Genomic DNA, 14304 nt, shown 5'->3' with positions numbered 1-14304 from the left:
CCGCTCCCGCAAGAAACGAGGGGCCGTTGTCAGTGGCTGCTCCTATCGTGTGGTCATGACCCCTGCTCTCTTCGGGCGCGACCACCCCGCAGGCGTTCTCCGCTCGGAGATCGCCCGGGCCACGGACAGCCACGGCGGTCTCGTGCTGGTCACCGGTGAGGCCGGGATCGGCAAGAGCACCCTCGTCACCGACGCCGCGCACGAGGCGCGGCGGCGCGGGGCGCTGGTGGTCGGGGGTTCCTGCTGGGACTCGGACAACACCCCGGGCTACTGGCCCTGGGTCCAGATCCTGCGCGGCCTGCGCCGGTCGGCCACGGCGGCGGAATGGGCGGCGGCCCAGGAGGCGTCGGACGGCCGGCTCGCCGTGCTCCTCGGCGACCCGGCCGCTGTCGCCACGGGTGGTGCTCACGGCGCTCACGGGGGCGAGCCCGGCGCGGAAGCCGGGGCACAGGGCGACACGGGCCCGCCCGGCGGTGACTGGGCGGGCGGGGGACCGCCGGGGTGGGGTTCGTCGGACGGAGCCGAGGCCTTCGGGCTCTTCGACGCGGTGACCACGGCCCTCGTCACGGTCTCCCAGAGCCGGCCGCTGGTGGTCGTCCTCGACGATCTGCACAGCTCCGACCCGGCCTCGCTGCGGTTGCTCGAATTTGCCGCCCAGCACGCCTGGTTCGAGCGGCTGCTGCTCATCGGCACCTACCGGGACGTCGAGGTGGAGGCCCCCGGTCACCCGCTCCAGCAGCTGATCCTGCCCCTGGTCTCGCGCGCCGCCGCGACCCTCACCCTGACCGGCCTCGGCCGGGACGAGGTGGGCGCACTGATGACGGTGACGACGGGCCGTGAGCCCGCGCCGCACCTCGTCGACGAGGTCCACCGGCGTACCGGCGGCAACCCCTTCTTCGTCGAGCAGACCGCCCGGCTCTGGCACAGCGGATCCCCGGTCTCCACCATTCCGCCCGGCGTGCGGGAGGCGGTCCGCCAGCGGCTCGCCCTGCTGCCCCAGCCGGTCGTGTCGCTGCTGACCAGCGCCGCCCTGCTCGGCCGGGAGTTCCGCCGGCAGGTGCTGGCAGTCGTGCACGGGGCGCCGGTCCCCCACGTGGACCGGCTGCTGGAGTCGGCCGTCGTCGCCCGGGTTGTCGTTCCCCGCCCGTCCGGCCAGTACGCCTTCGCCCACGACCTCCTGCGCGAGACGCTGTACGCCTCCCTGGACGACGCCGAGGCCCATGAACGCCATGCCGCCGCCGTACGGGCCCTGGACGCGCACGGCGGCCTCGGCGACGCGGTGCCGCCCGGCGCCCTGGCCCGCCACGCCCACCTCGCCGGCGACGCGCTGGAGCGCGACCGCCGTATCGCCCTGCTGCTGGCGGCCGCCCGGGACGCCGGGGGGCGGCTGGCCGACGAGGAGGCCGTCGGCCACTACCGGCGCGCCCTCGCCGTGGCCTCCGGCGAGGACCCGGACCACCGGAGGGCCGTGCTGATCGGCCTCGACCTGGCCGGACAGCTCCGGCACGCGGGGGAGACCGCCGAGGCACAGCGCCTGGTGGACGGGGCGGTCGCCCGGGCCCGGGAGCTGGACGACCCGGAGCTGCTGGGCCGGGTCGCGATCACCCTCCACCACGACGGGCCCCTGGGCGGCCCCGGCATGTCCACGAGCGGCCTCCTCGCCGAGGCGCACCGCAGGATCACCGGCAAGGAGGGCCAGGAGACCCTCTCCGACGACCGGCTCGCCCAGGAGCTGGCCATCAACTTCATGGCGCTGGCCCGGAGCGGCTCGGACGACGAGGCGCTCGCCTTCTCGCTCTGGGCGCGCCACGACTCCGTGTGGGGTCTCGGCTCGGCGGTGGAGCGGCTCGGGCTGACCGACGAGATGACCGTCGTCGGCCGGCGCACCCAGCACCACGACATGGAGCTGCACGCGGCGTCCATGCGCTGGGTGGCGCTGCTGGAGCTGGGCGACCCGGCCTTCCTCGACCAGTTCCGTACGTTCGTCCGGCTCGCCGAGCTGACCGCGCTGCCCCGGTTCGCCCTGGGTATCGCCGTCGACACCAGCCTGATCGCCGCGCTGCAGGGCCGGTTCGCCGAGGCGTCCACCGCGCTGGCGGACGACGCCCTCGACCCGGAGAACAACGACCACGCGGCTTTCGGATTCATGGGTCACCATCTGCACTGGGCGCTGCATCTGCTCCAGGGCCACTTCGCCGAGGCCGAGGAAGTCCTCGCCGAGCTTCCCGCCGCCGGATATCCCTGTCCCGGGCTGCTGGAGGCGGTCACCGCGGTGGAGCAGGGCGACGCCACACCCGCGCTGCGCCTGATCGCCGAGCACGCGGACCGCGCCGCCCCCTACCCCCGGGCGTTCATGCCGCTCTGGCTCAGGCTGCTGGCCCAGACGGCCACGGTGACGGGCGACCCGCGTCTCATCGCCCGCGCCGAGGACGAGCTGACCCCCTACACGGGCCAGTGGGTCGTCTCGCTGTACGGGTGCGACATCGGCGGCCCCGTCGACCTCTGGCTCGGGATGCTCGCCGCCGCACGCGACGACCAGGACGCGGCGGTGGCGGCGCTCACCGAGGCCGCCGCCTCCTCGGACCGCCTAGGCGCCCGCCCCTGGGCCGTACGCGCCCGCCTGGGCCTGGCCCGTTCCCTGCTCGCCCGCTCCGGCGCGGGCGACGGCTCCGGCGCGGGCGACGGCTCCGGCGCGGGCGAGGACTCGGGTGCGGGCGAAGGCTCCTTGGCCGGCGACGCGGACCGGGCTCGTCGGCTGCTCGGCGAAGTGGCTCGGGAGGCCGGTGAGTTGGCCCTGGCCCATGTGGAGGCCGAGGCCGCCGCCCTCCGTTCGCCCCCGCCCCTGAGGGCCTCCGCCACCGTCACTGCCGTCCTGGCCCCGGCCACCGCGGCGGCCGATGCCTCCGCGGCCACCTCCGTCTCACGGACGCAGGGCCCGGACCCCGACCCGAGCGGGAGCGGGGCCGGGTTGGCAGAGGGCCGGGACACGGCAGCGGCGCCGGGCCGGGACGCGTCGGCGCCGGGCCGGGAGAGGGCCGCCGCGCCGGACGGGGCGCCCGCCGAATTCCGGCGGAACGGGCCGGTGTGGCAGCTGCGGTGGGGCGGGGTGACCGTGCACGTCCCGGACGCCAAGGGGCTGCGGGACCTGCACAGCCTGCTGGGGCTCCCCGGCGCCGACGTCCCGGCCGTCCGGCTCCTCGCGCCCGAGGGCGGGGACCTCGTCGTCGCCACCGGGCAGCTCGGCGGCGATCCGGTGCTCGACGAGGAGGCCAAGCGCCGCTACAAGGAACACCTGGACCGGCTGGACGCCGAGATAGACCGCGCAGCCGCCCGGGACGACACCCAGCAGGTGGAGAAGTACGGCCGGGAGCGGCAGGCCCTCCTCGACGAGCTGCGCACCGCGGCCGGGCTCGGCGGCCGGACCCGCCGACTGGGCGACCAGACCGAGCGGGCCCGCAAGACGGTCACCGCCCGGATCCGCGACACCCTGCGCAAGCTGGACACCCTGCACCCCGCGCTGGCCGCCCACCTCAAGGCCTCCGTCACAACCGGGACCACCTGCGCCTACCGCCCCGAGCACTCCCCCGACTGGCGGCTCTGACCCGCGCCCCTCCGGCCTCCGGAGCGCTCCGGCCCGGCCGTTCGCCCCGCGCCCCGGCCGGCCCCCGGGCCCGTCCTCCTGGCGGCGCTGCTCCTCACTCCTCGACGACCACGTCGGCCACGACACACGCCACGTTGTCCGGCCCGCCCGCCTCGCGGGCCAGGTCGACCAACCGGCGTACCGCCTCCTGCGGGTCGTCCGCCGTGACGACCGCCGCCCGCAGGTCCGCCGTGTCCACCACCGTCGACAGGCCGTCCGAACACAGCAGATAGCGGTCTCCCGCCTGCGCCTCCCGCAGGCGAACGTCCGGGCGGCTCGCAACGGGCACCGCCGCCGGGCGTGCCTCGCCGACCAGCGCCTTCAGCAACAGGGCCGGCGCCGGGTGCGAAGCGGCCTCCTCCGGGCTCAGCGAACCGTCGTCGATCATCGACTGGACCAGGCTGTGGTCGTGCGTGATCCGGAACAGCTCCCCGCCCCGCAGCAGATAGGCCCGCGAGTCCCCTATGTGCACGAGCCCGAGCCGCGAACCGGTCCAGAGCATCGCGGTGAGCGTGGTCCCCGAACCGTCCGGAGCCGCACAGGGCGCGACCGCCTCCCGGACCGCCCGCGCAGCCGAATCCGCCGTGTCCTCCAGGGCGTTCAGCAGGTCCGCGGCGGACAGCGCGCCCTCCCTGCCCCACGTGGACGGCTTGAGCGCCTCGATCGCCGCGGCACTCGCCTCGGCCCCGCCCTCCCCGAAACCGTCCGCGACTGCCAGCAGCCGCGGCCCCGCGAACGCCGCGTCCTGATTCGCCGTGCGCACCACCCCGATATCGGTCAGCGCTGCGCACCGGATCGCAAGCGCCCCCGCGCCCGCCCCCGCACTTCCCGAACTTCCCGTGTCCTCTGCGTTGTCCGGCATCCGCGCCATCGTCCTGCCCTCCACTGACAGATGGTCGACGAGGTACATCGCCAGATCGCGCCGGGCCGCCGTCTCGGCCTCCACCCGCGCCCAGTAGGCCCGGATCTCCACGGCCGCGGCACCCGCGTCGAGCGCCACCACCCGGCCGATCCGGTTCAGCGGCATGCCGATCCTGCGCAGCCACGCCACGAGCCGGGCCCCCTCCACCTGCGCCGGGTCGTAGTACCGGTAGCCGTTCACCGGGTCGACCAGGGCGGGCCGGAGCAGGCCCAGTTCGTCGTAGCGCCGGAGCGCCTTGGCGGAGAGCCGGGACGACCGGGCGAACTCCCCGATCGTCACCAGATCCCCGCTCGCGGCGCCCACCGCACGGCCTTCCCGTTCCACCCCGTACCTCCTCGTACCGGGCGCCTTCCGCCCGGCCCCACCGATGCTGGGGCTTCCCCCACAGGGAAGGTCAAGGATGGCGGGGAGAACGCTCCCGATACCACCGGAGGGCGCGCCCACCGTCGGTCACTTGCGGTTGTACAGCCGCATCGTCACGACGCCGAAGACCGCCATGAGCACCCCGGACCACCCCAGCGTCCAGGCGATGTCGGCGGCGGGCCAGTTGCCCGCCATCAGCTCGCGCACCGCCGTGGCGAGGTGGGTGACCGGGCTGTTGTTCACGAAGGCCTGGAGCCAGCCCGGCATCGTCTTCGGGTCGACGAAGACATTGCTGAGGAAGGTCAGCGGGAAGATCACCATCATGCTGACGCCCATCACCGACTTCTCGGAGCGCAGCAGCAGCCCGAACATGGTCCAGATCCAGGAGAACGCGAACGAGAACACGATCAGCAGCGCGATGCCCGCCAGCACTCCGAGCACCCCGCCCTCGGGACGGAACCCGATGAGCATGCCGATGGCGAGCATGACCGCCGACGCCAGCAGATAGCGCAGGACGTCGCCGAGCAGATAGCCGACCATCGGGGCGGGCCGCCAGATCGGCAGTGTGCGGAACCGGTCGAAGACGCCCTTGGCGATGTCCGTGTTCACCGCGATACCCGTGTACATCGTGATCATCACGACGCTCATCACCATGATGCCGGGCAGCAGGAACTGGATGTACTCCTCCGTGGAGCCGGCCAGCGCCCCTCCGAAGAGGTACGTGTACATCAGGACCAGCATGATCGGGAAAGCCGTCACATCGAAGAGCTGCTCCGGCACATGCTTGATCTTCAGCATGGCGCGCCAGCCGAAGGCCAGCGATGCCGACAGGGCGCTGGGCCTCGGCGGGCGGTCCTGGCCCACCAGGAGCGCCGAGAGGCGCTCCTGGTCGGGCGCGGCGAGCGCGACGTCCTCGGGCTCCGTCTTGGCGGTCGCGGTGCTCATGCCGCCACTCCCTTCTTGTCCGTGAGTGCGAGGAAGACCTCGTCGAGGCTGGGCTGCCCCAGCGAGAAGTTGTCGACCGTGATGCCGCACCTGGCCAGCTCGGCCAGGGCACGCCCGGCGTGCTCCGCCGCGCCCTGCTCGGTGCTCTGCCCGTCGACCCGGGCGGTCAGCGCCACCGGGTCCGCGTCCAGCTGGACGTCCGCGTTCAGCGCGAGCGCCAGCACCTGCTGCGCCTCGGCCCGCTGGTCGGCGTCCCGCAGCCGCAGATGGACGGTGCCGGCGCCGACGGAGGCCTTCAGCTCGCCCTTGGTTCCCTCGGCGATGACCTTGCCGTGGTCGATCACCGCGATCCGGGAGGCCAGCTGGTCGGCCTCGTCCAGATACTGGGTGGTCAGCAGGACCGTGGTGCCGTGGGCGACGACCGCGCGCACGATGTCCCACACCTGGTTGCGGCTGCGGGGGTCGAGTCCGGTGGTCGGCTCGTCCAGGAACAGCAGGTCCGGGGTGTTGAGGATGGACGCGGCGATGTCGATGCGCCGCCGCATGCCTCCCGAGTAGTTCTTCACCTGCTTTCCCGCCGCCTCGCTCAGCCCGAACCCGTCGAGCAGCTGCTCCGCCCGGTCCCGCGCCGCCGGCTTGGAGTGGCCCAGCAGCCGGGCGAGCAGGACGAGGTTCTCCGTGCCGGTCAGGTCCTCGTCCACCGAGGCGTACTGGCCGGTCAGACTGACCCGACTGCGGACCGCGTCGGCGTCCTTCACGACGTCCTTGCCGAAGACCCGGGCCGAGCCGCCGTCGGGGCGCAGCAGGGTGGCGAGCATGCGGACGGCGGTGGTCTTGCCGGCGCCGTTGGGTCCGAGGACGCCGTAGACGGTGCCCGTGGGGACCGCGAGGTCGATGCCGTCCACCGCGCGGTTGTCGCCGAAGACCTTCACCAGCCCCGTGGTCTCGATGGCCAGTTCAGTACTCATGATCCATTCCTTGGTGGTCGTCGGTGGAAGTCGGTGATCCGCACCCTGCTCCGGCTGCTCGTGGGAAGGAGCCGGTCATGAGACGTAGGGGCGGACGGCGCGCGCCTCGCGCAGGGCCCAGCCCCACCAGCCGAGCTGGTCGAGCATGAGACCCACGGACCGGTCCCGTCCGATGTCGCCGGGGTGCTCCTCCAGCGGCTGCTGGAGGACGTCGAGCGCGACCCCGTTCCTCAGGGTCACCGTGTGCAGCTCGGTGAAGACCGAGCGCAGCTGCTCCACGGCGTACAGCCCGGCGGAACCGTGTCCGTAGCTCACGAAGGCGACCGGTTTGGTCTGCCATTCGTCATAGGCGAAGTCGATGGCCTGCTTCAGGGAGGCGGGGAACGAGCGGTTGTACTCCGGGGTGACCACGACGAAGGCCTCGGCGCTGGCGATCTCCTCGGTGAACTCCGTCATCTGGCCGGTCGCCCGCCCCGGGTAGTGCACGGGGAAGTCGAAATCGGCGAGGTCGAGCACAGCGAGGTCCAGCTCGCTCCGGTGCCGGGCCCGCTCCATGAACCAGCGGCCGACCGCATCGCCGATGCGGCCCTCGCGAGTACTGCCGATGATCACCGCTACCCGCAGCGGAGCGTTGTCCGTCGTCATCGCTCGTTCCTCCTCCCGCTCTCACCTCTTGGGCGCGAGACGGAGAGGCGCGGCCGCCAGATTCAATCTGGCGGCCGCGCCTCGCGGTGAGCCGTCAGGTCTCCCGCGAGTAGAGGTAGTAGTACGACACGACGAGGACGCCGGCCCCGACGGCCAGCCCCAGGCCGGTCGACCGCAGCACGCTGGTGTCGGTGAGGCTCACCAGGAAGCCGATCGCGCACGCGGTCAGGGCGCCGTAGGCGGCTGCCCGCAGCTCGCGCGGCAGCGAGTGCTGGATCCGGCCCAGCGCGAAGCAGAGGGCCGCCAGAGCGACCCCGGAGACGAGACCGAGCAGGACCTGCCCGCCGGTGCTGGGACCGCCGTCGCGGCGGATGAACGCCGCGTAGAACCCGTAGATCACGCCGAGCACCAGAGGCAGCGCCCAGGCGAGCGGGGTGTGATGACGGGTCCGCGCATGGGCGCGGGCCCCCCTTCGGCCGGGCATGGCTGCGTGTGTGGCCATCGCGGACAGCTCCTTCCGTCGCCCCCGTCGCACGCCCCCGTTTCTCCAGAGCACACCCGACCGCGTCGCCCGGCAACTCGAATGGCGTACGGTCCGGAGCGGCCCGGCTCCGGACCGGATTGTCTGGAGGAGTGCGCACCTCTTCCACGGGCACCTCCCCGACGCCGTCGACCACCCCGGCCTCGGCGATCTCGGCGGTCCCGGCGGCTCTCTCGGCGGTCCTGCTCGTCCTGCTCGCCGTCCTCGTACCGCTGAGCGCGCTCTCGGCCTGGGTGGACCTGGAGATCGACGACACCGACCGTTACGTCGCCGCCGTGTCCCCGCTCTCCTCCGACCCGGCGGTCCAGGCCACCGTCACGGACCTGGTCACCGAGGAGGCGATGCGGCAGATCGATCTCGGTCCGCTCCAGGACACGGTCCGGGACTTCCTGCACGAGACCGTCCGGTCGTTCACCACCACCGAGGCCTTCCGCGACGCCTGGGACACCGCGAACCGCACCGCTCACGAGGCGGTGACGGCCGCCCTGGACGGCGACAGCGGACAGGCCGTCACGATCGATCTGGCCCCGGTGATCGACCAGGTCAAACAGGACCTGGTACGCGACGGGGTGCCGTTCGCGGACCAGATCCCCGTCGAGCGGACGGAGATCACCCTGCTCGGCCCCGGTCAGGCCGACGAGCTCCGGGACTCGTTCCGCTGGCTCCGCTACTGCAGCATCTGGCCGGCCGTCGCCACGCTCGTGCTCCTCGTCCTGGTCGTGGGCATCGCGACCGTACGGGGCGGGCTGCGGGCCGGATTGTGGGCCACTGCGATCGTGGGCGCGGGGTTCGTGCTCGGTGCGATCGTGCTCCGGGTGCTGGTCTCGGTCGGCCGTGGCCGGGTGCTGGACGAGGTACCGGGCGGCGACCGGGACGCGGCCGCAGCGGTGGTCGACGCCCTGACCGCCTCGCTGCGGACCACGGTGTGGTGGGTGCTGGCGGTCGGCGCGGTCCTGCTGGTGGGAGCGGTGCTGGCCCGGGTGCTCCTGCGGCGTGGGAAGGCCCCGGCCGACGTGCGATGAGGCGGTGCCCGGGAGAGAGTGGGATCCGGGACCGCCACCGAGCGACGACCGCCGCCGAACGAACCCGAAAGAGGCGTCATGGCCGACAGCGACATCTTCGAGCACATCGACGAACTGGTCTCCGAGGAACGCGACCTGCGCGACCGCTCCGTGGCGAAGATGGGCCTGTCCACTGACGAGAAGGCCCGGCTGCGGGCGGTGGAGGTCCAGCTCGACCAGTGCTGGGACCTGCTGCGCCGACGGCGGGCGCTCAGCGAGTACGGCGAGGACCCCTCGACGGCGAAGGTCCGCCCCGCCGACGAGGTGGAGGGGTACCAGAGCTGACCCGGTGTTTCACGTGAAACACCGGGCCGGAGTTCCGTTCCACCGTGGGCTCAGTTCTCCGGCGAGCGGCCCTGAAGTCGTTCCATCTCCCGGCGGTCGCGCTTGGTCGGACGGCCCGCGCCCCGGTCCCGTACGGGCACCTGGATCGCCATCTCGCGGGGCGGCGGGGGCGGACTGTTGTCGACGAAGCACTCCACGGCTACCGGCGGGCCGACCCGCTTCTTCACGATCTTCGAGACGACGACCACCCGGTCCCGTCCCGCGTGCCGGAGCCGCACCTCGTCGCCGACGCGTACGGCCTGTGCGGGCTTGGCCCGGTCGCCGCCGACCTTCACATGTCCCGCCCGGCAGGCGGCGGCCGCCTGGGCACGGGTCTTCGTCAGCCGGACCGACCAGATCCACACGTCGACCCGGACGCTTCCTTCCGCCTGCGGCGCGTCACCGGAAACCATGCCTTCGACTCTAATGCGGACCGGGCGGCAGGCGAGAGGCAATAGGGCCCCCGCCTGCCGCCCGGTCCACTTCCTGCCGGACCTCACACGCCGATGTCGCGCCCGTCCTTGCGCCAGACAGCGACGACCGAGGGGCGGACGATCTTGCCCGGTCCGTCGGGCCAGGCGCTCGCCGGCTTCTCCACGGAGGCCCCGTCGATCTCGCCCGGGTGCTGGACCGCCACCAGGACCCGGCGGTCCTGGATGACGGGGCCGCAGGTCTCGGCCCCGGTCGGAACGGTGAGGAACTGCTTCAGCTCACCGCGCCGGTCACCGTGGGTGGCCACGCCGAACAGCCCGTCGTGCGAGCCGAGCGCGTTGCCGTCGGTGGAGATCCACAGGTTGCCGTGGGCGTCGAACGCCACGTTGTCCGGGCAGGAGATGGGGCTGACGCTCGACTTGGGGAAGCCGGCGAAGTACGTCGCCGGGTCGTCCGGGTCGCCCGCCACGAGGAACAGCCGCCAGGCGAAGCCGTCGCTCGTCGGGTCGTCCCAGTTCTCCGCGAGCTCCAGGATCTGCCCGTGCTTGTTGGCGTTGCGCGGGTTCGCCTCGTCCGCGCCGGGCTTGCCCTCCTTGCCGCGGTCCGAGTTGTTGGTGAGCGCCACGTAGACCCGGCCGGTGCGCGGCGAGGGCTCGACGTCCTCGGGACGGTCCATCTTGGTCGCGCCGACCTTGTCACCGGCGAGGCGCGTGTAGACGTACACCTCCTCGGCGGTCATGCCCGGAACGTGCGAGGTGGTACCGGTGGCCAGCGGGATCCAGACACCGCTGCCGTCGAACTCCCCGTCGTTGGGCAGCTTTCCGGTGCCGTCGATCTCGTTGACCGGCGAGTCGCCGGTGAGCTTGGCGACGTACAGCGTGCCCTCGTCCAGCAGCGTCAGGTTGTGCTCGCGGGCGGCACGCGAGTTCCCCTTCTTCATGCGCTTGCTGGAGACGAACTTGTAGAGGTAGTCGAACTTCTCGTCGTCGCCCATGTAGACGACCGGGCGGCCGTCGGAGGTGAGCCGGGGCTGCGCGGCCTCGTGCTTGAACCGGCCCAGCGCGGTCCGCTTGCGCGGGGTGGAGTCCGGGTCGTACGGGTCGAGTTCGACGACCCAGCCGAAGCGGTTGGCCTCGTTGGGCTCCTTCGCCAGGTCGAACCGCCGGTCGAACCGCTCCCACTTGCGCTCGGAGGCGCTCGTGCCGATCCCGTACCGCTTGTGCATGGCAGTCGTGCCGTTGGCGAAGTACTGGTTGAAGTTCTCCTCGCCGTGCAGCGTGGTGCCCCACGGGGTGGTGCCGCCCGCACAGTTGTTGAGGGTGCCGAGCACCTTGCGGCCGGTGCGGTCGGCGGACGTGCGCAGCAGGGTGCTCCCGGCGGCCGGACCCGTCATGCGGAACTCGCTGGTCGCGGTCAGCCGGCGGTTCAGCGGGTGCCGGTTGACCGGGCCCAGCTTGCCGGTGCGGTGCTCCTCCTGGACGACGACCACGGAGAGTCCGTGCGCCGCCCAGGCGATCTCCACCTGCTCGCGGGTCGGGTTGGCCGGATCGTAACCGCGGAACATGAGGATCTCGTCCGTGTACTCATGGTTCGCGACCATGACCTGACGGCCGCGCTCGCCGCGCAGCGGGAGCAGGGAGAGGAAGTCGTTGTTGTAACCGAACTGGCCCGCCTGCGCCTTCGCCGTCTGCTTGTCCGGGTCGAAGGCGGGAGCGCCGCGCAGGATCGGCTCGCCCCAGCGGATCACCACGTTCTGGGCGTACCCGTCGGGGACCGTGACCTTGTCGTCCTTGTTGGGTGCGACCGGCGAGAACCGCAGGCCACGCGCGCCGGACGCCCCCGGTTTCTGGGGACGGCCCGGTTTGTTGCCGTGCCCGGCGAGCGCGGCGGCCTCGGCCTGCGGGGCGCTCGGGCCGGTCAGCGCGGCGGTCCCGGCGGCGGTGGCGACGGTGACCACAGCGGCGGCGCGCATCATCGAGCGGCGCGACACGGCACCGGCGATGATGTCGCCGGCGTACTCGTTGTCGCTGTTGTTGGGCGTCTCCTTGAAGCAGGCGTCCCCACAGCGGAAGCGGCAGGTCAGCGCGGAACGCCCACCGGGATGCGAGCTGATGAACGGCAGCAGATTGCGCACGTGGATTCCCTCCGTCTGGTGTCGTGCGTGACGGTAGGTGCGCCTCCACCCGGTCCGAGGGACTCCCGGTGAACGGCGGGTGAAGTCCGGGCCACCGCTGTTCCTTTGAGGGCCGGCGGTGGACAGCGCGGTGGACTCGGTCCGGGAACGGTTTCGGCTCGGTTGACGCAGGGGTGGGCCGCACCGGCGAACGGCCGGATCCGGCCGCTAACCTTACGTATCCGTCCTGGCCAGGGATGAATTCGCCCCAGGTCGGACATTCACCGCACTCAACTCATGCGAAAGGCCTCGCCCATGGGCATTCGGAGCTTGCTGCGTAAGGTGTTCGGCCGCACGGAGCAGGACGAGCCGACCACGGCCACCGTCCCGCCCCAGGCCGAGCGCACTCAGCCCAAGGAGACGGAGCCGGAGACCACTTCGGCGGTCGAGCCCGCTGCGGAGCCGAAGGCGTCGATCCCGGCCCCGGCCTCGCCCTCGTCCCCCGCCGCCGGATCCACGGACCGTGACGGCTCGCTGGCCGCCGACCTGGTGGCGGAGGCCTTCGACAAGGCGGCCGCCGCGCCGGCGTCCCCGACCGTCCCCACGCAGGGGTCGGCTCCCGAGGGCGCCCTCGACGACGCTCCGGCCGACGCCCCGAAGGACTCGCCGAAGACGGAGAAGCCCGAGGAGCCGGTCGCCGCCGAGAAGGCCGAGGAGCCGGTCGCCGCCGAGAAGGCCGAGGAGCCGGTCAAGGCCGACGAGCCGGTGGTCGCCGAGGCGCCCGTCGAGGCCGAGGAGCCCGAGGCGGCGCCGGAGCCGATCACGATCGACCTCGACCTCGACGAGGCCGCGAAGCCCGCACCGGCCCAGGAGACCGCGCCCGAACCGGCAGCGGCGGCTCCGGCCAAGGCCCCGCAGAGCGCCCCCGAGGCTCCGCAGGCCGCCGCCGAGGCCCCGAAGGCCACCGAGGCGCCCGAGACCCCTGGGGCCGCATCGGCACCGAAGACCGTCGAGCCCCTGGCTGCCACCGAGCCCCCGGCCGTCGTCGTAGAGACTCCTGCCACTCCGGAGACCCCGGTCGCCGCAGAGGATCCGGTCGTCCCGGAGCCCGCGGCGGCCCCCGAGACCCCGGCCGCCGCGGAAGCCCCGGCCGTCGCGGAGACCCCGGTGGCCCCGGCCGCAGCGGAGGAGCCGGCCCCGGCCGCGTCGGAGCCCGCCCCCGGCAAGCCCGCCACCACGCTCGCGCGGGTCAAGTCGCGTGCTCCGCAGCTCGCCGCCCCGTACAAGGCGGCCCAGGCGGCGCTCAAGGCACACGGGCTGACCGGGCTCCGCGCCCGCGTCTACCTGGTGCTCGACCGCTCCGGCTCGATGCGGCCGTTCTACAAGGACGGCAGCGCCCAGCACCTGGGCGACCGGACGCTCGCGCTCGCCGCTCACCTGGACGAGGACGCCACCGTGCAGGTCGTCTTCTTCTCGACGGACATCGACGGCACCGGTTCCCTGGAGCTCTCCGGACACGAGGGCCGCGTCGACGAGCTCCACGCGGGCCTCGGCCGACTGGGCCGGACGCACTACCACCGCGCGGTCGAGGAGGTCGTCGCGCACTACGAGAAGACGGAGGCCACCGGTCCGGCTCTCGTGATCTTCCAGACGGACGGTCCGCCGGACGCCAAGCAGGCCGCCCGGCAGGCCCTCGCGGACGCGGCGCGGCTGCCGCTGTTCTTCCAGTTCGTCGCCTTCGGCGAGCAGGACGCGAAGGGCTTCGACTTCCTGCGGAAGCTCGACGCCCCGAACGCCGGGTTCTTCCACGCCGGACCGGCCCCCCGCGAGATCGCGGACGCCGAGCTCTACCGGGAGATCCTCGCCGGTCTGCCGGACTGGACCGCCGCGCGCGAGGCCGGCTCCGGGGCCTGATCGACCGGCAGTCGTACGGTCACGGCGAGACCGCCGCCCTCCGGGCCCGGGACCGCCGTGACCGTACCGCCGTGGGCCACCGCGATCGACCGGACGATCGACAGGCCGAGGCCCGACCCCGGGCCCATCCGGTCCCGGCCCTCGCCCCGCCGGAACGGCTCGAAGAACCCCGCGACATCGGCCTCGGAGACCACCGGGCCGGTGTTGCGCACCAGCAGGGCACCCTCCCCGCTCAGCGCGACCTCCACCGAGCCGCCCGGCACGTTGTACGTGACCGCGTTGGCCAGCAGGTTCGCCACCAGCTGGGCGAGCAGCAGCCGGTTGCCGCGCAGGGAACAGGCGGCCACCGAGACGTTCACCTCCGGGCCGTCGCCGTCTGCATCCCGGCCCCCCCGGCCGTCGCCGCCCCCGCCCCCGCCCCGTAGCACGGGATAGC

At 73.1% G+C, this 14304-nt stretch carries 12 protein-coding genes; 4 read left to right on the top strand and 8 right to left on the bottom strand.

Annotation, left to right across the window (positions count from 1 at the left end; translation table 11 throughout):
- The first annotated feature begins 55 nt into the window (after window positions 1-55).
- Window positions 56-3601 (top strand): ATP-binding protein, encoded by a 3546-nt coding sequence (locus tag D3105_RS19380; protein WP_118904406.1) that lies wholly within the window; start codon window positions 56-58, stop codon window positions 3599-3601.
- A 94-nt stretch (window positions 3602-3695) separates the two neighbouring features.
- On the opposite strand, the gene D3105_RS19375 is transcribed toward D3105_RS19380, so the two are convergent.
- From D3105_RS19375 to D3105_RS19355, 5 genes are all read right to left on the bottom strand, one after another.
- On the bottom strand, window positions 3696-4886 hold the full coding sequence (locus D3105_RS19375; protein ID WP_118904385.1) for a MerR family transcriptional regulator: 1191 nt from the start codon (window positions 4884-4886) through the stop codon (window positions 3696-3698).
- A gap of 126 nt (window positions 4887-5012) precedes the next feature.
- On the bottom strand, window positions 5013-5870 hold the full coding sequence (locus D3105_RS19370; protein WP_118904384.1) for an ABC transporter permease: 858 nt from the start codon (window positions 5868-5870) through the stop codon (window positions 5013-5015).
- A complete protein-coding gene (locus D3105_RS19365; protein WP_118904383.1) occupies window positions 5867-6838 on the bottom strand; it encodes an ATP-binding cassette domain-containing protein in 972 nt (323 codons plus the stop codon). Before D3105_RS19365 ends, D3105_RS19370 begins: the two co-directional genes overlap by 4 nt.
- A gap of 75 nt (window positions 6839-6913) precedes the next feature.
- Window positions 6914-7483 carry an NADPH-dependent FMN reductase gene (locus D3105_RS19360; RefSeq protein WP_118904382.1) on the bottom strand — a complete coding sequence of 190 codons (570 nt, stop codon included), beginning with the start codon at window positions 7481-7483 and terminating at the stop codon, window positions 6914-6916.
- A gap of 94 nt (window positions 7484-7577) precedes the next feature.
- On the bottom strand, window positions 7578-7985 hold the full coding sequence (locus D3105_RS19355; RefSeq protein ID WP_118904381.1) for a hypothetical protein: 408 nt from the start codon (window positions 7983-7985) through the stop codon (window positions 7578-7580).
- A 131-nt stretch (window positions 7986-8116) separates the two neighbouring features.
- Between D3105_RS19355 and D3105_RS19350 the strand changes: the two genes are divergently transcribed.
- On the top strand, window positions 8117-9046 hold the full coding sequence (locus D3105_RS19350) for a hypothetical protein (RefSeq protein ID WP_240646958.1): 930 nt from the start codon (window positions 8117-8119) through the stop codon (window positions 9044-9046).
- A gap of 78 nt (window positions 9047-9124) precedes the next feature.
- Window positions 9125-9370 carry a DUF2630 family protein gene (locus tag D3105_RS19345; RefSeq protein ID WP_065482508.1) on the top strand — a complete coding sequence of 82 codons (246 nt, stop codon included), beginning with the start codon at window positions 9125-9127 and terminating at the stop codon, window positions 9368-9370.
- Window positions 9371-9420: 50 nt separating this feature from the next.
- Here the strand turns inward: D3105_RS19345 and D3105_RS19340 are convergent, their stop codons facing one another.
- Window positions 9421-9822: an RNA-binding S4 domain-containing protein gene (locus tag D3105_RS19340; RefSeq protein ID WP_118904380.1), complete on the bottom strand. Its 402-nt coding sequence runs from the start codon at window positions 9820-9822 to the stop codon at window positions 9421-9423.
- 83 nt (window positions 9823-9905) lie between these two features.
- Window positions 9906-11975 (bottom strand): PhoX family protein, encoded by a 2070-nt coding sequence (locus tag D3105_RS19335; RefSeq protein ID WP_118904379.1) that lies wholly within the window; start codon window positions 11973-11975, stop codon window positions 9906-9908.
- A gap of 294 nt (window positions 11976-12269) precedes the next feature.
- Between D3105_RS19335 and D3105_RS19330 the strand changes: the two genes are divergently transcribed.
- Window positions 12270-13868: a VWA domain-containing protein gene (locus D3105_RS19330; RefSeq protein WP_118904378.1), complete on the top strand. Its 1599-nt coding sequence runs from the start codon at window positions 12270-12272 to the stop codon at window positions 13866-13868.
- Here the strand turns inward: D3105_RS19330 and D3105_RS19325 are convergent.
- Window positions 13802-14304, bottom strand: a 503-nt coding sequence (locus tag D3105_RS19325; protein ID WP_240646957.1) for a sensor histidine kinase, incomplete at its 5' end; no start/stop codon positions are given. The genes D3105_RS19330 and D3105_RS19325 overlap by 67 nt on opposite strands.

This window comes from Streptomyces globisporus (genome assembly GCF_003501885.1).
Lineage (GTDB): Bacteria > Actinomycetota > Actinomycetes > Streptomycetales > Streptomycetaceae > Streptomyces > Streptomyces globisporus_D.
This window is presented reverse-complemented; position numbering and strand designations above follow the sequence as displayed.